This window comes from Achromobacter sp. ACM05, from assembly GCF_019218915.1.
GTDB lineage: Bacteria > Pseudomonadota > Gammaproteobacteria > Burkholderiales > Burkholderiaceae_B > Achromobacter > Achromobacter animicus.
Genome location: NZ_JAHUWQ010000002.1, coordinates 1,515,490 through 1,534,381, shown reverse-complemented (window position 1 = coordinate 1,534,381; position 18,892 = coordinate 1,515,490). Strand labels below are relative to the sequence as shown.

General features: G+C 63.5%; 19 protein-coding genes. 10 read left to right on the top strand and 9 right to left on the bottom strand.

Translation table 11 applies throughout. The features are described 5' to 3' along the window. Positions 1 to 55: 55 nt before the first annotated feature. From KW836_RS17980 to KW836_RS17965, 4 genes are all read left to right on the top strand, one after another. Positions 56 to 1,528: a M20 family metallopeptidase gene (locus KW836_RS17980; protein ID WP_062841085.1), complete on the top strand. Its 1,473-nt coding sequence runs from the start codon at positions 56 to 58 to the stop codon at positions 1,526 to 1,528. Positions 1,529 to 1,597: 69 nt separating this feature from the next. Next, positions 1,598 to 2,155: a DUF1415 domain-containing protein gene (locus tag KW836_RS17975; RefSeq protein WP_175121149.1), complete on the top strand. Its 558-nt coding sequence runs from the start codon at positions 1,598 to 1,600 to the stop codon at positions 2,153 to 2,155. 305 nt (positions 2,156 to 2,460) lie between these two features. Beyond that, positions 2,461 to 3,450, top strand: coding sequence for a tripartite tricarboxylate transporter substrate binding protein (locus KW836_RS17970; RefSeq protein ID WP_175136183.1), 990 nt, complete (start codon positions 2,461 to 2,463; stop codon positions 3,448 to 3,450). A gap of 24 nt (positions 3,451 to 3,474) precedes the next feature. Further along, positions 3,475 to 4,770 (top strand): acyl-CoA thioesterase/bile acid-CoA:amino acid N-acyltransferase family protein, encoded by a 1,296-nt coding sequence (locus KW836_RS17965; protein ID WP_218344219.1) that lies wholly within the window; start codon positions 3,475 to 3,477, stop codon positions 4,768 to 4,770. A 10-nt stretch (positions 4,771 to 4,780) separates the two neighbouring features. On the opposite strand, the gene KW836_RS17960 is transcribed toward KW836_RS17965, so the two are convergent. Both KW836_RS17960 and KW836_RS17955 read right to left on the bottom strand, forming a co-directional pair. Then, entirely contained in the window at positions 4,781 to 5,365 is a 585-nt protein-coding gene (locus KW836_RS17960) for a YceI family protein (RefSeq protein ID WP_218344218.1), read from the bottom strand. 146 nt (positions 5,366 to 5,511) lie between these two features. Continuing rightward, positions 5,512 to 5,976 (bottom strand): MarR family winged helix-turn-helix transcriptional regulator, encoded by a 465-nt coding sequence (locus KW836_RS17955; protein WP_218344217.1) that lies wholly within the window; start codon positions 5,974 to 5,976, stop codon positions 5,512 to 5,514. Positions 5,977 to 6,072: 96 nt separating this feature from the next. Between KW836_RS17955 and KW836_RS17950 the strand changes: the two genes are divergently transcribed. After that, positions 6,073 to 6,510, top strand: coding sequence for a cupin domain-containing protein (locus KW836_RS17950; protein ID WP_286899699.1), 438 nt, complete (start codon positions 6,073 to 6,075; stop codon positions 6,508 to 6,510). Between the two features lie 191 nt (positions 6,511 to 6,701). Here the strand turns inward: KW836_RS17950 and KW836_RS17945 are convergent, their stop codons facing one another. Next, on the bottom strand, positions 6,702 to 8,003 hold the full coding sequence (locus KW836_RS17945) for a UDP-N-acetylglucosamine 1-carboxyvinyltransferase (protein WP_191575502.1): 1,302 nt from the start codon (positions 8,001 to 8,003) through the stop codon (positions 6,702 to 6,704). 288 nt (positions 8,004 to 8,291) lie between these two features. Between KW836_RS17945 and KW836_RS17940 the strand changes: the two genes are divergently transcribed. The 4 genes from KW836_RS17940 to KW836_RS17925 all read left to right on the top strand — a co-directional run bounded on the left by KW836_RS17940 (position 8,292) and on the right by KW836_RS17925 (position 13,338). Further along, positions 8,292 to 9,950, top strand: a complete 1,659-nt coding sequence (locus tag KW836_RS17940) for an MFS transporter (RefSeq protein ID WP_218344215.1) — start codon at positions 8,292 to 8,294, stop codon at positions 9,948 to 9,950. 65 nt (positions 9,951 to 10,015) lie between these two features. Beyond that, complete coding sequence (locus KW836_RS17935; RefSeq protein ID WP_218344214.1) at positions 10,016 to 11,662, top strand: AMP-binding protein; 1,647 nt, start codon at positions 10,016 to 10,018, stop codon at positions 11,660 to 11,662. Beyond that, positions 11,659 to 12,423 (top strand): SDR family NAD(P)-dependent oxidoreductase, encoded by a 765-nt coding sequence (locus KW836_RS17930; RefSeq protein ID WP_218344213.1) that lies wholly within the window; start codon positions 11,659 to 11,661, stop codon positions 12,421 to 12,423. Before KW836_RS17935 ends, KW836_RS17930 begins: the two co-directional genes overlap by 4 nt. Positions 12,424 to 12,492: 69 nt before the next feature. Next, on the top strand, positions 12,493 to 13,338 hold the full coding sequence (locus KW836_RS17925) for an enoyl-CoA hydratase/isomerase family protein (protein ID WP_218344212.1): 846 nt from the start codon (positions 12,493 to 12,495) through the stop codon (positions 13,336 to 13,338). On the opposite strand, the gene KW836_RS17920 is transcribed toward KW836_RS17925, so the two are convergent. From KW836_RS17920 to KW836_RS17900, 5 genes are all read right to left on the bottom strand, one after another. After that, the gene (locus KW836_RS17920) at positions 13,282 to 14,115 is read right to left on the bottom strand and encodes a TetR/AcrR family transcriptional regulator (RefSeq protein WP_175183757.1); all 834 of its coding nucleotides are present in this window, start codon (positions 14,113 to 14,115) and stop codon (positions 13,282 to 13,284) included. The two genes, KW836_RS17925 and KW836_RS17920, sit on opposite strands and share 57 nt — an antisense overlap. Before the next feature lie 325 nt (positions 14,116 to 14,440). Next, positions 14,441 to 14,923 carry a hypothetical protein gene (locus KW836_RS17915; protein ID WP_218344211.1) on the bottom strand — a complete coding sequence of 161 codons (483 nt, stop codon included), beginning with the start codon at positions 14,921 to 14,923 and terminating at the stop codon, positions 14,441 to 14,443. 22 nt (positions 14,924 to 14,945) lie between these two features. After that, positions 14,946 to 15,593 (bottom strand): hypothetical protein, encoded by a 648-nt coding sequence (locus KW836_RS17910; RefSeq protein WP_218344210.1) that lies wholly within the window; start codon positions 15,591 to 15,593, stop codon positions 14,946 to 14,948. A 195-nt stretch (positions 15,594 to 15,788) separates the two neighbouring features. Beyond that, the gene (locus tag KW836_RS17905) at positions 15,789 to 16,271 is read right to left on the bottom strand and encodes a nucleoside deaminase (protein ID WP_175121158.1); all 483 of its coding nucleotides are present in this window, start codon (positions 16,269 to 16,271) and stop codon (positions 15,789 to 15,791) included. A 57-nt stretch (positions 16,272 to 16,328) separates the two neighbouring features. Beyond that, on the bottom strand, positions 16,329 to 16,922 hold the full coding sequence (locus KW836_RS17900) for a YSC84-related protein (protein WP_218344209.1): 594 nt from the start codon (positions 16,920 to 16,922) through the stop codon (positions 16,329 to 16,331). A 214-nt stretch (positions 16,923 to 17,136) separates the two neighbouring features. Between KW836_RS17900 and KW836_RS17895 the strand changes: the two genes are divergently transcribed. After that, a complete protein-coding gene (locus tag KW836_RS17895) occupies positions 17,137 to 18,183 on the top strand; it encodes a hypothetical protein (protein WP_255595848.1) in 1,047 nt (348 codons plus the stop codon). A 3-nt stretch (positions 18,184 to 18,186) separates the two neighbouring features. Here the strand turns inward: KW836_RS17895 and KW836_RS17890 are convergent, their stop codons facing one another. Beyond that, the gene (locus KW836_RS17890) at positions 18,187 to 18,765 is read right to left on the bottom strand and encodes a hypothetical protein (protein ID WP_218344208.1); all 579 of its coding nucleotides are present in this window, start codon (positions 18,763 to 18,765) and stop codon (positions 18,187 to 18,189) included. Between the last annotated feature and the right edge of the window lie 127 nt (positions 18,766 to 18,892).

Below are 18,892 nucleotides of genomic sequence, written 5' to 3'. Positions count from 1 at the left end.
CGCGCAGGCATAAAATAGCGGTTTGCCCCTTTCCCGCACACAGGAAGCCAGCGCCATGAACGCACGCATCCCCGAAGACGCATTGCCGCCCACCCTTGATCCCAAAGCCCTCCAGGACTTCGTGGACGACAAGTGGGACAACGAGATCATTCCCGCGCTGACCGACTACATCGCCATTCCCGCCAAGAGTCCGGCCTTTGACGCCGACTGGGAAAAGAACGCGTTCATCGAGCGCGTGGTGCGCGATGCAGCGCAGTGGGTCGAAGCGCAGAAGGTCTCCGGCCTGAAGCTGGAAGTGGTGCGCCTGCCGGGCCGCACGCCCGTCATCTTCTTTGACGCGCCCGCCACCCGCAGCGACAACGGCGACACCGTGTTGCTCTACGGCCACCTGGACAAGCAACCTGAATTCTCGGGCTGGCGCGCCGGACTCGGTCCGTGGACGCCCAAGTACGAAGACGGCAAGCTTTACGGCCGCGGCGGCGCCGACGACGGCTACGCCGTATACGCTTCGCTGACCGCCATCATGGCGCTGGACAAGCAAGGCATCCCGCGTCCGCGCTGCGTCGGCATCGTCGAGACCTGTGAAGAATCCGGCAGCTACGACCTGCTGCCGTACGTCGACGCGCTGCGCGATCGCCTGGGCAACGTGGCCCTGGTGGTGTGCCTGGATTCCGGCGCCGGCAACTACGACCAGCTCTGGATGACCACGTCGCTGCGCGGCATGGTGTCCGGCACGCTGGAAGTCCAGGTCCTGGACGAAGGCGTCCATTCCGGCGACTCCAGCGGCGTCGTGCCTTCCTCGTTCCGCATTCTGCGCCACCTGCTGGACCGCCTGGAAGACAGTGGCACCGGCCGTCTGCTGCCGCAAAGCCTGCACTGCGAAATCCCCGCCGAACGCATCGAACAGGTCAGCGCCACCGCGCGCATCCTGGGCGACGAAGTGTGGCGCCGTTTCCCCTGGAGCTGCGGCGCCGACGGCGGCTTCGTGCTGCCCATGACCACTGAACCCGAACAGGCGCTGCTGAACCGCACGTGGCGCCCCACGTTGTCCGTGACCGGCGCCGAAGGCCTGCCGCCGCTGTCCAGCGCTGGCAACGTGCTGCGCCCGCGCACCGCCTTCAAGCTGTCGCTGCGCCTGCCGCCGCTGGTGGACGCGGTGGCCGCCTCGCAGGAAATCAAGGAACTGCTCGAAGCCGACGCGCCCTATAACGCCAAGGTCATCTTCAAGGCCAACGAAGGCGCCGCCACCGGCTGGAATGCGCCCGCCACCGTGCCGTGGCTGACGCAGGCCCTGGACGCCGCTTCGCAGCAGTACTACGGCGCACCTTGCGGCTACATCGGCCAGGGCGGCACGATTCCGCTGATGAGCATCCTGCAAAAGGGCTTCCCGCAGGCGCAGTTCATGGTGTGCGGCGTGCTGGGTCCCAAGTCCAACGCGCACGGCCCCAACGAATTCCTGCACGTGCCGTACGGCAAGAAGCTCACCGCCGCCGTGGCTCAGACCATGGCCGCCATGCCGGCCGCTTGACCTGCACGCGTGCCACGCAGAGCGCGGGGCCTTCGGCCTTGCGCTCTTTCTATTTCCAGGACTGATTCCATGATTTCCACTTCCGACGCCTATGCCAATGTGGTCGCAGAAACCCGCCACTGGCTGAACCAGGCGGTGATCGGCCTGAACCTCTGTCCCTTCGCCAAGGCGGTGCAGGTCAAGGACCAGATCCGCTTTGCCGTCAGCGACGCCACCGACGCCGAGGGCGTGCTGACCGACCTGCAGGACGAGCTGGCGCTGCTGGCTGAAACCGATCCCGACAAGATCGACACCACGCTGCTCATCATCCCCGATGCGTTGGACGACTTCATGGAGTTCAACGACTTCGAAGACCTGTCCGACCGTCTGCTCAAGCGCATGCGTCTGGTGGGCGAGTTGCAGGTGGCCACCTTCCACCCGCAATTCCAGTTCGCCGACACGCAGCCGGACGATATCGAGAACTACACCAACCGCTCGCCGTATCCCATCCTGCATCTATTGCGTGAAGACAGCATCGACCGCGCGGTGGAGTCGTTCCCGGATGCCGCCGAGATCTACGAGAAGAACATCGACACGATGAACAAGCTCGGGCTGGAAGGGTGGAAAAAGCTGATGACGAAGGCCTGATCGGCGGGCCTTGATCGGGCCTTGATCGGGCCTTGATTGGGCCTTGATCGGGCCGCGACTCGGCCCACATCAAGTCCCCGCATCGGGTTCGGCATCGGGTCCCGCATCGGGCCCCGTATCGCGCCCATCACCCAGGCTGTTACCGGGATATCCCTAGATAGCCCGTCGGTTGTATTGCATACAACATACGATCATTGTGACCGTCGCCGATCGGCGGCGGCCTGTACGTCCTTCCCCTTTTCATTGTCTTGCCTCGCGGCCCACGTCGGCCGCGCGTTGGCCTTTGCCTTTGTCTGGAGAGCCGTATGCGATTCACCCGCCGTCATGCCCTGGGCGCGCTCGCCGCCTTGCCGTTGATCTCGCGCCCGGCCTGGGCCCAGCAGAACGCCTTTCCGACGCGTCCCGTGCGTCTGCTGGTGGGCTTTGCGCCCGGCGGGCTGACCGACATTGCCGCGCGCGCGCTGGCCGACCGCATGGGCAAGACCCTCAAGCAGAACGTCGTCGTTGAAAACCGCCCGGGCGGGCAGGCCATCATCGCCACCGTCGCGGTGGCGCGGGCCGAGCCCGACGGCTACACGCTGGGGTTTGCCGGCACCAACGGCATGATTCTCAACCCCTTGCTCTACAACAACCTGCCGTACCAGCCATCGGACTTCAAGCAATTGGGATCCATGGGCAAATCGCCCATGCTGCTGATCGTGCATCCCGACCTGGGCGTGAACACCGTGCAGGAGTTCATTGACCTGGCCAAGAAAAAGCCCAACGACATCACCTGCGCGCATGCCGGCCGCGGCGTCATCAATCATCTGGCGCTGCTGCATTTCCAGTCGAAGACCGGCACGCAATTCCAGGACGTGCCCTACAAGGGCAGCGGTCCGGCGCTGCTGGACCTGATGGCGGGCACCGTGCAAAGCACGTTCGACTTTCCGACCTCGGCGCTGCCCAACATCAAGTCCGGCAAACTGAAAGTGCTGGCCGTCACCGCGGACAAGCGGCTGTCCAGCCTGCCCGATGTGCCCACGATGAAGGAAGCGGGCGTCGACGACTTCGAGCTCTACACCCGCATGATGATCTCGGGCCCCGCCGCCATGCCCGCCGACGTCGTGAAGACGCTGGAGCACGCCGTGCGCGAAGGCACGCGCGATCCCAGCCTGGTCCAGCAATTCGCGGAGCAGGGCGTGGCCGTGGAGTTCACGTCGTCCGCCGATCTGGACAAGGTCATTGCCGACGAATCCGCCATGTGGGCGCAGGTCATCAAGGCCAACGGCGTGCCCAAGACCGACCTGAAGGCATAAGGCCGCGACGGCAAGGAGACGACAGTGACACAGCCCCGTATCACCGTAACGCCCGAACGCGCGCTGATCGACGTCGAGCGCGACATCCGCATCGAAGGCTTTCCGGCTTATGCCTTTATCACCGTCACGGCCAGCATGCACATGTGCGGCGCGGCGTGGCGCTCGGAGGCCGTGTTCGTGGCCGGTCACGACGGACGTCTGGACTTGCGGCGCGATAGCCCGGTGTCCGGCTCGTACGGCGAACCGTCGGCCATGGGCATCGTCTGGTCCATGGTGTGCCAGGACATGGACCGCGTGGTGTTTCCGCCCGACAGCACGGATGCGCTGACCGTGCACCTTCACGCCACGAATGGCGCCCTGTCGGCAGAGGCCACTTTGGTGCAGGACTTCCTGGCGGACGGTGTCACGCACCGATCCGTGCGCGAAGAGGTGGACGGCATGTCGCTGTCCGGCGAACTATTCGTGCCGGCCGGACCCGGCCCGCATCCCGTCGTGGTCTACATGAACGGCTCGTCGGGTGGCGTCAACGCGCCCCGCGCCGCGCTGTTTGCCGCTCGCGGCTATCAATGCCTGGCGTTGGCGATCTTCAACTACGACGGCCGTCCGAAGTACTTGAACGACATGCCGCTCGAATACTTCGAAGCCGCCCTGAAATGGGTCCGCAAATCGCTGCAGCCGCGTGACGGCTTCGTGGCGGTGTCGGGCATCAGCCGGGGCGGCGAGACATCGTTGCTTGTTGCCTCGCATTTCCCCGACCTGGTCAGCGCGGTCGTCGCGTACGTGCCGTCGCACGTGATGCACGGCGTGGTCAGCGCCGGCGCGCCGGGCACCGGCCGCGATGCCCAGGTCTGGACCCGGCATGGCGAGCCCTTGCCGCACCTGTGGCAAGACAACGCCACGGCCGACTGGAACGCCGCCTATGCCTCCGAGCCGCCGTATCGCCAGACCCTGGCATTCCTGAGCGCCACGCGCGATGCTTCGGCCTTCGGGCGCGCGCGCATTCCCGTCGAAAACTATCCCGGACCGGTCATGCTGGTCAGCGCGTCCGACGACGGCTTCTGGCCCAGCACCGCGTATTCCGAAATGGTGGTGCGCCAGCGTCAGGCGTTTGATCTGCCCACGAATCACTACGTCTGCGCCGGGGCGGGCCACCATGTCCACTATCCCTGCCTGCCGGCCACGCTGATCAACAAGCCACACGCGATGTCCGGACTGCTGCTGGATGCAGGCGGCACGCCGTCGGCCAACGCGGCTGGGAACGAAGGGTCGTATCGCGCGGTGCTGGACTTTCTGGTGCAGGCGCGAGGTGGGCAAGGGTAGGGCGCGAGCCTTATTGCCGGCGAATGGCCTCGACCTGGATCTTCAGCTTGACCTCGGGCTTGAAGCCCATGTCCAGGCCGAAGTTCATGCCGAAATCCTTGCGGCTGAACTCGGTGGAAGCATCGGCGCCGCAGACCTCGCGCTTGACCATCGGATGATCGATGCATTTGAAGTCGTCGATATCGAGCTTCACCTGGCGCGTGACGCCGCGCAGCGTCAGGTCGCCCGTGGCTTCCTCGGGCTTGTCGCCGTCGAACTTGGTGAACTTGCCCTTGAACGTGGCGGTGGGGTACTTGGCTGCATCAAAGATATCCGGCGCGATCGCGTGCTGGTTCATTTCGTCGTGGCCGAAGTCCACCGACTTGATGTCCACGGTGACTTCCAGGGTGCCGGTGCGCGCCGCGCGGTCCAGCACGACCACGCCGCTGGACTGGTTGAACTTGCCCCGCCAGGTCGACAGGCCGCCAAAGTGATCGGCCTCGAAGCTGGGGTACGTGTGCGAGGGATCAAGGTCATACGTGACCGGCGCGGCGGTCGCGGCGAAGGTCATCGACAGCGCACTTGCGCCCAGCAACAGGGACGGGATCAACTTCATTGCGGCTCCTTGTGGATGGCGTTCAAGCACGCCGGCGACGGGTCGCCTGCGTGCCGGAAAGACAAGACAATAACATTCAGTTCTGTGTCGGCAGTGTGGCGTAAATCAAAAATCCGGGGCGCCGCGCGGCGCACCGTCCGATGGCATCAATCCACTTTGCCCAGCCATGCCGAAAGATCCTGCAAGGTCTCACGCAGCGCGTTGAAGCGCTGTTCACCCAGGTGCGCTTTCCATTCCAGTTCAACGGCCGCCACGCAACTGCGCATCAGCACGTACATTTCCTGGCCGCGGGCGGTGAGCTGCAATTCGGTGGAATTCGATGTGGCGCCGGGCCGGCGCAGCAGATAGCCGCGCCGCTCCAGTTCGGCCAGCACGTAGTTCATCGCCTGGCGCGACATGTTGCATTGGCGGGCCAGCTCGATTGGCCGCCGGCCGTGCGGGCCGGGGTACATGAAGACGCCCAGTTCGGTCAATGACACGTCGAATCCCTGCTCGTTGACGGCAGACAACATGCGCGCGACCACGTGCTCGCGCGGCAGCCGCAGCAAGGAACCGATCATCGGCAGGCCGGTTTGCGGTTCGGATGCGGCGCTATTTTTTCTGCTGGACATGGCGTAAAAAATTTGTACACTGGAACGTAAAGTAACTTTACACGGGAGTATGCCATGAACGTAGCGCAAGCATTCGATGAAGAAGAAGTGATCCGCGTGGGCCAACTGGAAATCCGCTATCTCCAGCCAAGCGGGCGGGGCAACCGCATGGGGGCGTTTGAATTGTGTGTGCCGCCGGGCTCGAACGTGCCGCCGCCGCACAGCCACGACAACGAGGAATTGATCTACGTGCTTGAAGGCACGCTGCGCTTTACCGTCGGCGCAGAAACGCGCGACCTTCGTCCCGGCGATTCGATGACCACGCCGACCGGTGTGGCCCATGCGTTCAGCAACCCGCACGCGGTCATGGCCAAGGCGCTGGTGATCAACACGCCGGAAATCAGCGCCGATTACTTCCGCGAGATGGCGGCCCTGATCAACGGCGGCGGGCCGCCGGACAAGGCCCGGATGATGGAGACGATGAAGCGGTTCGGCCTGACGCCGATCGCGCCGGCGCCGGCATCGGCGCCTGCTGTGGCGGCGGCGGCAGGTTGACCGCGCGCGTGATCGGCGCAGCGTTCCGGGCAGCATCGCCGGCATCCGAGGCGGCCGGTGATCGCGCAAAAAGGGCGTCGCCAGGACGCCCTTATTTCGGTTGATTCGACTTCGATCGCTTCAGCTTCGATTGCTTCAGTTTCGGTCGCTATCGCCTCAGTCGATTCAGCTTCGGCTGATGAATCCTCGGCCTACTCGTCGTTCGCCCACTCGACCTGCACGCCCAGGCTGCGCAGGTTCTCGACAAAGCTCGGATGGGCGCGTCGGATCGGCGTGGCGTTGCGAATCTCCGAACGTCCCTTGATGCTGCTGGCCACCATGAACAGCGCGATCGCCACGCGGATGATGTAGGGGCTTTCGACCACGCCCGGCGTCAGCGGATTGCCGCCAAACGTCACCACGCGATGCGGGTCCGACGAGAACACGTGCGCACCAAATTTGGACAGTTCGCCCGTCCAGCCCAGCGCACCGTCGTAGACCTTGTTCCAGAACATCGCATTGCCCTCGGCGCACACGCCCAGCGCAATGAAGATCGGCAGCAGATCCACCGGAAAGTAAGGCCAGGGCGCCGCCTCGACCTTGGTCAGCACGTTGCTGGTGAACGGCGTCTGCACCTTCAAAGGCCCGTCGCGCAGCGCGCGGGACCAGCCGTCCTTGTGCTCGATTCGCACGCCGAACTTGGCGAACGTGCGGTCGATCAGCGGAAAATTGCCCGGCGTGCGATTGCGCACCACCACGTCGCCACCCGTGATCGCGCCCAGCGCGAGGAAGGTCGTGATCTCGTGGAAATCTTCTTCAAACGTGAACTCGCCGCCGCCCAGACGCTTGCCGCCGCGCACCACCAGCCGCGAGGTGCCGATGCCGTCGATATCGGCGCCCATCATTGCCATGAACCGGCAGAACTCCTGCACGTGCGGCTCGGACGCTGCATTGGTCAACGACGACTCGCCTTCTGCCGCGGCCGCGCACAACACGAAGTTCTCGGTCGTGGTCACGGACGCATAGTCCAGCCAATGATGCGTGGGCTTGAGCGGACCGCTCGCGCGCACCAGCAGTGACCCGCTGGCGCGTTCCACCTGGCCGCCGAATGATCGGAAGATGTCCACGTGGGGATCGATCTCGCGCACCCCCAGCGTGCATCCCTTGACGTTGTCCTCCAGCCGCGCCACGCCAAAGCGCGCCAGCAGCGGCGGCACCAGCATGATCGACGAACGCATCTCCTCGGGCAGCCGGTGGTTTGCCGCATCGAAGACGGTGTTCTTGTGATGCAGCGCCAGCGTGCGCGTCGCATCGTCCAGCCGGACGTCACTGCCCAGCGTGCGGAAGATGTCCAGGATCTTGCGCACATCGGTGATGTCCGGCACCCCATGCAATGTCAACGGCTGATCGGTCAGCAGCGTGGCGCACAGGATCGGCAGCACCGCGTTCTTGTTGGCCGAAGGGACGACGCGGCCGCGCAAAGGCGTGCCGCCGTGGACGATGAGGTTGGACATGGGGATGGGGACTGCCGGGAAAGAAATAGGGGAGAGCGCGGGGATTGTACTGGCGAACGTCCAGACCGCTCGGGGTCGGCTGGGCCGTGCCGGTTGAGGATACGCACCCCCCCGTGCTTCCGAGCGTCGCCCCGATACGAGGGTTTTCACATATATGGACAAATACGATAATTGAAAATATGATTCCTGCACATAAAGCGGAAGTGCGTTCGCACGGCGAATCCGCTCCGCAATAAAGGTGAATCCTCAGCATTAACAGATGAAGGCCTTCACACAGGAGGAGGGGAAATGGAAGCTACCGCAACTGCACCGCGTTCATCGTCCATGTCAAAAAGGGACAAGCGCGTCATCGTCGCTGCATCCCTGGGCACGGTGTTCGAGTTCTACGATTTCTTTTTGATCGGGCTGCTGGCGGCAGAGATCGCCCGCGTGTTCTTTTCTGGCGTGAATCCCACGGCGGGATTCATCTTCACGCTGCTGGGGTTCGCGGCGGGATTCATGCTTCGTCCGTTCGGCGCCATCGTCTTTGGCCGGTTGGGCGACTTGGTGGGACGCAAGTACACGTTTCTGGTCACCATCGTACTGATGGGTGGTTCGACGTTCCTGATCGGCGTGCTGCCCTCGTATGAGACCGCCGGCCTCATCGCTCCCATAGGCTTTGTCGTGATGCGCATGATCCAGGGTCTGGCACTGGGGGGGGAATTCGGCGGTGCGATGATTTATGTGGCCGAACATGCCCCAGCGAACAAACGCGCAACCTGGACGGCATGGGTGATCCTGACGGCGGCGGTTGGCTTCCTGCTTGCCGTGGCCGTCATCATTCCGCTTCGGCTCACGATGGGGCAGGAAGCGTTCGGCGCGTGGGGCTGGCGGATTCCGTTCATCATTTCCATCGCGCTGCTTCTGATCTCGTTGTGGATCCGCCTGAAGTTGGACGAGTCCCCCGAATTCAAGAAGATGAAGGCCGAAGGCCGGGCGTCGAAGTCTCCCCTTGCCGAAACGTTCGGCACCTGGAAAAACGTGCGCCTCATTCTGATCGGTGCATTGTGCATCCTGCCCGCGCAAGCAGTGCTTTGGTACACGGGGCAGTTTTATTCGCTGTTCTTCCTGACCAAGGTGCTCAAGGTCGAAACGCTGACGGCGAACTTCATGTTGATCGTTGCGACGCTGCTCACGGCGCCGCTCTACATCGTCTTTGCCAATCTTTCGGACCGTATTGGCAGACGCCCGGTCTACATCGGCGGCTACGTGCTCGCGGCGGTATTGACCATTCCGATCTTTCAAGGGCTGACGCACTTTGCCAACCCCGCGCTGGAACGCGCCCAACGCGCCGCGCCCATCTCTGTCGCGTCCAACCCCGCGGATTGCTCCGTCCAGTTCAACCTGCTGGGCACGAAAAAATTCACATCGTCCTGCGACGTAGCAACCAACGCCATGACGGGGCTCGGGCTGAACTACACGAGCCTTGCCAGTGCGAACACGGCCCTTGCCGAGATTCGGGTGGGCGATAAGGTGATCGTGTCGTATCAGGCGGATGCGCCGAACGCGGCGCAAGAGAAGCAGCGGTTCGATGCCGAGTTGCGCGCAGCGTTGGTCGACAAAGGTTATCCGCTTGGCACGGCCAACCCGCAGGACGTCAATGCGCCGGTCATTGTTTTGCTGCTGATGGTGCTCCTCAGCTTCGGCACCATCACCTTTGCACCGTCCACGACGTCGCTACTGGAGATGTTCCCGTCGCGCATCCGCTACACCGCCATGTCGTTTCCGTATCACCTGAGCGCAGCGTGGTTCGGCGGCTTTCTGCCGGCGACCGCATTCGCGATCGTGGCGGCCACCGGAAACATCTACGCGGGTTTGTATTACCCGGTCGGCATTGCGGTGGCCTGCACAGTGCTCAGCCTGATCTTTGCGCGCGAAACCAAAGGGACCGACATCTCACGCGGGTGATATAGGTGGCCGCGCGCGCCTGGCTTTTGGCGCACGCATGAAAAGACATACGACAGGAGACAACCATGAAGGCAGGGGAATACAGCCCGGCGATAAGACAACGGCTTGCGAGCCTTATCGACGCCTACGGAGGCGAGAACGCGTGCGCGAGTTATCTGCTTTGCGACCGCCACGATCCGAAGGCCATCGCCTATCGCATCGTCACAAGCAATGGCGAAGCAGTGATCCTCACCTATGGCCAACTGCGCGAGCGCTCCGAAAGGCTCGCGTCGGGCTTGAAAAAGCGTGGTTACGGCGTCGGCGATCGCATTGCGTCGCTGATGTCCAAGGGAGAGGATTATCTCGTCACGCTGCTTGCCATCTGGCGGCTGGGCGCGGTGTATGTGCCGCTCTTCACGGCGTTTGCCAAGCCGGCCATTGAGATGCGGCTGGCAAGCAGCGGGACAAAGCTGGTGGTTTGCGACGCGGCTCAGAAGCCTAAGCTCGATGCGTTGGTTGGCGAGCTTCCCGGGCTGTCGCTGGCCGTGGCGGGGGGCGCGACGGATAGTAAGCTGACCCTTGCCGACATCGAGATGAGCGGCGAAGCCGACTTCCCCGCCCACGTCACGTCGGGCGGTGGGGCCGTCATTGAGGTCTACACGTCCGGTACCACGGGCAAGCCCAAGGGCGTCGTGGTGCCGCTGCGGGCAGTCGCGGGCTTTCAGGCCTATGGGGAATTTGGTCTTGGACTCGTTTCGGACGATATCTTCTGGAATGCAGCCGATCCGGGCTGGGCTTATGGCCTTTATTTTGGCGTGTTGGTTTCGCTGTCGACGGGCGTGGAGTCCATCATGCACGTCGAGAAGTTCACGCCCGAGGGGACCTTGGCTGTCCTCACGCGCCAAGGCGTCACCAACTTCACCGCGGCGCCCACGGTGTACCGCAGCCTGAAGGCGCATGGCGTGCCGGATGGACATGTCGCTTTGCGCTGCGCATCCAGCGCGGGTGAGCCGCTTACGCCGGACGTGAATCTGTGGGCGCCCGCTGGTCTGGGCGCGCAGGTGCATGATCACTTCGGGCAGACCGAAGCCGGGATGCTGCTTAACAATCATCATCATCCCGACCTGGCAATGCCGATCAAGCCGGGCTCCATGGGTCGCGCGCTGCCGGGCTGGGACATGACGGTCATCGACCCGGCGACGCATGAAGAGTTGGGTCCAAACCAGTCCGGGCTGCTGGCCGCGCGGCTCTCCGACAGTCCGTTGGCGTGGTTTGACGGCTATGCCCGCACTCCTGAAAAGAACGCTGACCGGCTGACGCCCTGCGGGCGATGGTATTTGACGGGAGATTTAGCCTCGTATGACGGCGAGGGCTACTTCCGCTTTTCGTCACGGGATGATGACGTGATCATCATGGCGGGCTATCGCATCGGCCCCTTCGATGTGGAGTCTGTCATCGCCTCGCATCCGGCGGTGCGGGACGTGGCGGTCGTTGCGGTTCCCGACGCGATCAGGGGCGAGGTCCTCGAAGCCGTCGTGGTGCTGAATCACGGCTACGCCGCCACCGAAGAACTGTCCGAGGCCCTCAGGCAGAAGGTGCGCGCCGATTACGCGGCGCACGCTTATCCGCGCCGCATTCACTACCGCGACGAACTGCCCAAGACCCCGTCCGGAAAAACCCAACGATTCGTGCTGCGCAACGAGCTGCGCGGCAGTGTGGAGGTAAAGGCATGAACATTGCTGGCGCGGCTGGAATTGTGACCGGCGCGGCCTCCGGACTGGGGCGGGCGACCGCGGAGTTGTTGGCCAGGCAGGGCGCCAGGCTTGTCCTGCTCGATATGAACGACGACGGGCTGGAACGCACCCGATCGGAATTACCCGGCAAGCATGTGGCCCTTCACGCCGACGTGTGCGATGCGCAGGAGGTGAAAGCCTGCGTGGACGCCGGCGCGGCAGCTTTCGGAGACCTTCGGTTCGTTGTCAATTGCGCGGGCGTGCCATCGGCCGCCAAAACGGTCTCGCGCGGCGTGGCACACGACCTGGACGTCTGGAACCGGGTCCTGGCCATCAACCTGACGGGATCATTCAACGTTTTGCGACTGGCGGCTGAAAGGATGATCCATAACCCCCCTGACGCCGACGGGCAGCGCGGCGTGATCGTCAACACCAGTTCGATCGCCGCTTTCGACGGACTGAAAGGACAAGCCGCCTACAGCGCCAGCAAGGCCGCGATCGCCGGAATGACGCTGCCGATCGCGCGTGACCTGGCCGAGTATGGGATCCGCTGCATGGCTATCGCACCAGGCGTTTTCGGGACCGAGCTCACGATGAACGTGCCGCAAAAGGGGATGGAGGCCATGGAGAAAGGCTTTCTCTTTCCGAAGCGCTGCGGCCTGCCGGCAGAGTTTGCTGCCATGGTGCAGTCCATTCTCGCCAATCCGTACGTCAATGGGACGTGCTATCGGCTTGACGGCGGAACCCGGTTTGCGCCATGACGAGCCGACCCGAGCGCGGGGCGCAGAGCCGCCGCAATGTGAATGCCGATGAAAAACCAAGGTGATGTGATGAGCGACGCAGGATTGAATGGCACGGGGCAGAGGCTGACGCCCATTTGCATCGTGCAGGCTGGCATGGCGTGGATCACGCTGAACCGGCCCGAAAAGGCAAATGCTGTCAGTTCCGGTCTGCTGGATGAGGTGCTGGCGGCAATCGATGCGGCAGAGTCGGCGCCGGACGTAAAGGCGATCATTTTCTCCGGAGCCGGCCGCAATTTCTGCGCGGGCGCCGATCTCGGTGAGCTGCTGGAAGGCGGACGCACGGCTGTCCGTACCCTGCTGGACCGGTTTCGCGAGGTATGCCGGCGATTCGAGACCTCCCGGCTGCCTGTCGTGGGCATGGCTCACGGCGCCGTGCGGGCGGGGGGACTGGAGTTGTTGCTGTGCTGCGACGCAGTGATCGCGTCGAAAGACGCCACCATTGGCGATGCGCACGCCTTGCGCGAGTTGCTGCCGGGCGGGGGAAGCAGCGTCCGTCTGCCGAGGACCATCGGTGTGCAAAGAGCCAAGTGGATGATCCTGTCGGGCCAATCCATCACGGCAACGCAGGCGGTGGACTGGGGCATTCTGCATTCCGTCGTATCCGCAGAGGATTTGACGCATTCCGCCCTCGCGCTTGCGCAAGAGATGTCCGTCGCGCATAGGGACACCCTTGCGAGGGCCAAGTCGTTGCTCGTCGCGTCTTACACGCTTGGCAAGGCGGACGCGTTGGAAAACGAAATCAGGACACTTGAGCTGCACGCCGGTACGCCGGTCATGCAGACGGGACTGGCGCAGTTCGTCGGCCGCACGCACTCGTCATCGCCGCGAAACGCCCCGCACGCAAAAATCCGCAATGTCCCTGACGCGATCTAGGCGCAGCCGGTCATGAACGTCGTTGTTACGCGCAAGCGGACCCACCAGCGCTTCAAACAGCGATCCGACAATGCACGCCGACGAGACTTCCGGGTTCTGGTCGGCAAACTCCCCGCCACGGATGCCGCGCTCGATGATCGTTTCGAACACGCGCATCAGTTTGCTGCGGTACTTGAGCCGCTCGATCTCGATGGCCGAATCGACAGGCTCCGCGACCAAGGCATAGCCGAGCTGCTTGGCGCGGATGGCGCGGCTGCCGAAGGTGTACGCGCACTCCTTCAACAGATTTGCCGGTGTGTCGTCGCCCATCGCAACGCCGGCCACGACATTGACCTCGTGCTGCGAAACGTGCGCGACGACCTCGACCAGCAGGCTTTCGCGCGACTTGAAGTATCGGTATAGCGTTGCCGGCGACATACCCGCGCGCTCAGCGATGGCGTTGACCTGTGTTTCGCGAAACCCCACGCTTGCGACCAGATCAATGGCGGCCGCCAGAAATCGCGCACGCTTGTCGTGCTGTGGCAAGTTGTAGGTCGGCCGGTCGGCGCGGGGATTCGTGCGCGAGGCCGTGGTTTGTCCCACCGCAATGGATGCGTCGTCTGTCTTGGCCAGATACCAGTTCTCCGCAAAATGCCGGGCCTGGGTTAGATCGTCAGTCTTGGTGCTGACGCGCTGGCTCTTGCCGTCAAACGTGCCTTGGCATTGCCAGAATCTGCTGTTCGGCCGGCGATAGATACTGATCCGACCTCCAACAGCGGAATGCCGCTCATCAGCCATTGGTTACGCGCTCCCTGTGTAAATCACAAAAAAAGGATTCCAATTCTTGCACAATTTATGCGCCGATAGGGAGTCCGGGGGGCGCGTTGTAGCGCTGTTCCGAGTGTCGCGGGGCGATCCACTCATGGATCACGCCGACCAGTTGGACGTCATCGTGGCCGAGGACGCTGCGCGACCCGGGATCTGGAACGGACCGACGGGACGTGGTCGACCAAAACAGCCTGGATCGGGCTGCACTGGCAAGCATGGACGAAACGTTCGTGGATGAGTTAACGCAGGCGCAGGTGGTTGAAGCTGCCGGTGCTTTAAGCGGTGTCGGGCGCGTTCAGGCGGCCGGCTTGTCCCGATTCTTCCGAATCAGCACCGCGCCGCCGATCGTCAGCACCAGACCGCCGCCGATGTACGGCAGGCCAAAGATCAACAGGGTGAAGAACAGCGCCGTATTGGCATCCCGCGCGCCGGGGCCGCCGCCGGTGTGCATGGCGGGATCGATCTGCAGCATGGCAATCGCGGCGGTCAGCAGCAACATCACGCCCAGCGTTGCGCATCCCCAGCCGAACAGACGGCGCAGGTTGGCAATGCGCGCCAACGCCACGGCCGAGACGACGGCGACCAGGACATAAAGAACCACGCTGGCCATTGCGACCCGATCCAGCAAAGCCGAATCCAGTGGGTCAGCGCCTGCCCCCGCGCTCGGATACACGCCGAACACCGCCAACAACAGTGGATTGGTGATGCCAAAGCTGGCGCTACCGATCAACAATCCGAAGACGATGCTGACGAGCCATTTGATCGCGGCAGGAGGCATGGGGCGGGTCGCTTCTGAAAGGTCAGTAGTAGATGTCGACGTAATCGGTCAGGCCGCCGCACGCTTCCATCTGCTGCAGGCGCCAGTACTTGCGCTTGCCGGTCGCCTTGAACTCGTAGTCGCCGGTGCGTTCGCAGCGGCGGCCCTTGTCCGGCGCGTCCAGGATCAGGATCGTGCCGCGCAGCACGAAGCTGTCGCGGCCAATGGAGACGACCTCGCCTTTGACCTTCAAGGTGCCTTCATGGTTGGCCTGCGTGCCTTCCAGGCGCACCACGTCGTTGTCGTCGACCGCGTTCATCTTGCCGCGCTTGGCGGACCACAGCCATTGCAGCGTGACGCCGCTGTTGTTCAGGAGCCGTTCGTAGGCGGCCTGGTCGTTGATCTGGGTTTTTTGCACTGGCGCCAGGGCGCCGCCGGCCGGCGCCTGCTGTGCGGGCGCTTGTTGAGCGGGCGTGCGTTGCGCGGGCGCCTGCTGCATCGGGGCCTGTTGAGCCGGAGCCTGCTGCGGGGCCGGCGCCTGGTTGCCCGAATTGGCGCGCGGGGGGAGGATGGCTGCGCCAGGATCCTTCTGCGCGAAGGCGGCGGCAGAGACGAAGGCCAGGCCCAGCGCGAGAAGCAGCGTTCCGGACTTGCGTTTGATTCCCGAGGCGCGGGCAACGTGAGTTTGCATGGTCTGTATCAAGAGAGGAGAGGGATGCGCCGTCTTTCGTCTTGATGGGGCCCGGTCATCGACCCTGACCCCGATTACGGCACGGGCGCCAACTTATCACGCCCGTGCGCGCAAATAATTGCGGGGTTTACCGTAGCTGTATCCATTCGTTAGGCGGAAAACAGAATGCTTCACCCTACCGTGATCTGAAGGTGTTCACGCCCTGCGCCGCACATTCTCTTCATGCAGTGCGCGCACCTGTTCGACGAACTCCGGCACGGGCCCTTCAGCCTGGATGCCGTCGACGACTTCGGAGATGGGCAGAGGCCGCACGGCCGACGGTGGCACGCCCCAACCGCGCATCCATTCGGCGTACTGGGCCGACGACACGGCGTAGACGATCCGGCCAAGTCCCACCCAGCCGTGCGCCGCGGAACACATCGAACAGTGCTCGCCGGACGTGTACACCGTGCAGGCCGCACGCTCGGCTTGCGGCACATTGTTGGCGGCCCAGCGGGCAATCTCGAATTCCGGATGCCGCGTACGGTCGCCGCTGGAGACGTGGTTGTGGTCTTCAAACAGCACCCGCCCGTCGCCCGACACCAGCACCGATCCAAACGGCTGGTCGCCCGCATCGAGCGCCTGTCGGGCCAGCTCGACGCAGCGTGCCAGGTGCTTCTTGTCCTCTTCGGTAATCACGCGTGATCTCCTTGTCAAAATCGAGGCCGGCGCGGACCTCCCGCGCCGGCGCAGTTACTACAGCAGCAGCGGCGAAATCTTGCTGCCATCCACCGACACGCCCGCCATCAGGCCGCCGTTGTTCATCACGAAGCCGACGATGGGTTGCTGCGCGGTGTTGGAATCGATGCTGCCGTTGACGCCCACGTTGGCCACGGCAACGGTGGCGTCCGCGCCAATCGTCCAGCCGCTGCTGGCGCGGAACTTGGCCAGCGCGTCGTCCGTCATGAAAAGCAGCACCATCGCCTTGGACTGCGCGCCCGCCTGAAAGCCGATGGATCCGCCCGTAATGCTGTAGTAGCCCTTGTCCTGACCGCTGACCTGCAGCACGCCTGTCCCATGCTGGGCGCCCACGATGAAGCTGGCGCTCAGCACCGCCGGAAACACCAGGACGCCCCGGGCGCGTTCCACCAGTTGCCGTGATTGCGGCGAGGATTCATACAGCTTGGACAGCGTGGCCGCCGTGGCGGCATCCAGTTCCTGACGCTTTTCGGCGGCGGTGGCCGTAGCGCGCGAATCCGTCGTGGTGCAGCCCGCAAAAAGAAAACCTGCCATGCCCAACGTGACGGCGGCGACAGCAGTCCTGCGGAATTTCGAAGTGATATCAAGCATTTGCGCTTCCTTTTTGTGGGTGACCAACGAGGTACATCAAATCATCTCCTGGCTGGAGATTACCCCGGCTCGCGCGAGGAGGCGACGGGTGTAGGTCGTTCGGGGTGAAAAAGTGTTTGCTTCCGGGTCGGTCGCGCGCGCTTACGGTGCCCGGTTCTGCCGGCGTCGAATCCACTCAGCGCAAGACCGAATCCCCTCGGTTTAACATCGCGCCATGCTTCTCATCATCTTTCTCTGGATCGCACTTGCGATCGTGGTCGGCTTCATGGCCAAGCGTCGCGGGCGCAATGGCATTGGGTGGGCCTTGCTTGCCGGCTTGATCAGTGCGCCGGTCGCGGGCATTTTCCTCAAGCGCATTCCCAACCGGTCGCCGCTCGCCAGCCAGCCGCTTCTTTCCACGCATATCGAATGCCTGCATTGCGGCGAGCGCATTCTGCGTGAGGCGCGCGTGTGCCGGCATTGCGGCGGCGACGTGACCGACGCGGGTCTGACGGCCGTACGGCAAGCGATGCCTGTCGGGTACTGGTTCGACCTGCCCGACCCCGCATTCAAGCTGATGCGGACTGCGGACCGCGTGGCGTTGATAAAGCCTGTTCCGCCGTGGATCGTGGTGGACCAGTCGCTCGACTCCATCGTCATTGGCAGCCGCTGGCCCGGAAAGCTCTGGCGCGTGCGCGTCGAAAAGCAGGGCGATATGTCCGATCTGGTTGCGCAGCCGGGTTATTGGCGCGCCAGCGCCATCGAATTGCTGGAAGCGTTGCCGTTGTCGGTGCTGTTCGGCCCGAAGGGCGAGGCGGTGCTGGAGATCATCGCGCAGATCAATACGCTGTCGCGCAGCGAGGCGCAGGCGCTGGCCGACCACCTGCCGGAGAACGCCTGGATGGCGTACAGCCGCGCGTGGATGCGCTGGTCGCAAGAGGACGGCGAGCCGGCTGCGGATGAAGAAAGCAATTGGCGCGGCGCGTTGGCCGCCACGCGGCGGGGCGACAAAGCCCGGTCGCCGATTCACTCCGGTTTTCTGCTGATCCACAGCCAACTGCGGCAGCGCGCCGAGCAACTGGACGGCGGCAACGCGTTTACCTTGATCGAGGAAGACGGCGAGACCGAACAGGTGTTGAACCCGATGTGGCAAGCGGCTTGCGATGCGCTGCTGTTTGCCGCAATGGCGCGCGCCGCGCCGCAGTATGTGTCCGACGAGGACGCGGTCATGTTGCTGCAGGCCTGGACCCGCGTGCTCAGTCGTGAAAGCGAGCGCGCTTGAGATTCACCACATCGATTCGTTCAGGATCTTCCAGGCCCGCTTGAACGTGATGACCGCCGCGCCGGCCGCTAGAATCAGCGCGATCCACCCGTTCATGTTGAACTTCATCTTGCGCGCGTAGTTCGCGTCGTGCACCAGCTTTGCATCGACCAGCGTTTCACCGTTCTTGCGCACGCCATAAACCCGGACGGGAATGGCCATGTTGTACTGAAGCGCAATCGTGCTGTCGGCAAGCTGCGCATCGTTTTCCTGCACCGCAAACTCTACGTGCTCACCCTCGGTATAAGGAACCCTGTAGGTCGCTTCATAGAACTTGAACACCATGTAGGGATAGTTGCCTGAATACACGCAGAGCGCGCCATAGTGCTCCCACCGCCCGCGAATCTTCGCCCTGGTGTCGCAGCTTGCCACCTTGTCCACCCGCAGGCTGATCGTGTTCAGCTTCGCGGGGTCATAGGGCAGACGGACGTCTTTTGCCGCGTTGAAGCAGTAGATGGCGATACCGACGAGCACCAGCGCGGCAATTGCGGGAAGTCGGCAAGGCAGGAGGGCGCGTTTCCAGTCAGCCAGCTCACTGCTCATGCTGGCTGACTCGGGAACGCGGACGGAGGTTGTTGGGGCCTTGGTCGATTTTCATGACGCGCGCTGCAGAATTTGCGAGCGCTGATTTTAAACAGGCGCTGAAGCAAGCGTTGAATCACGCGCGCTG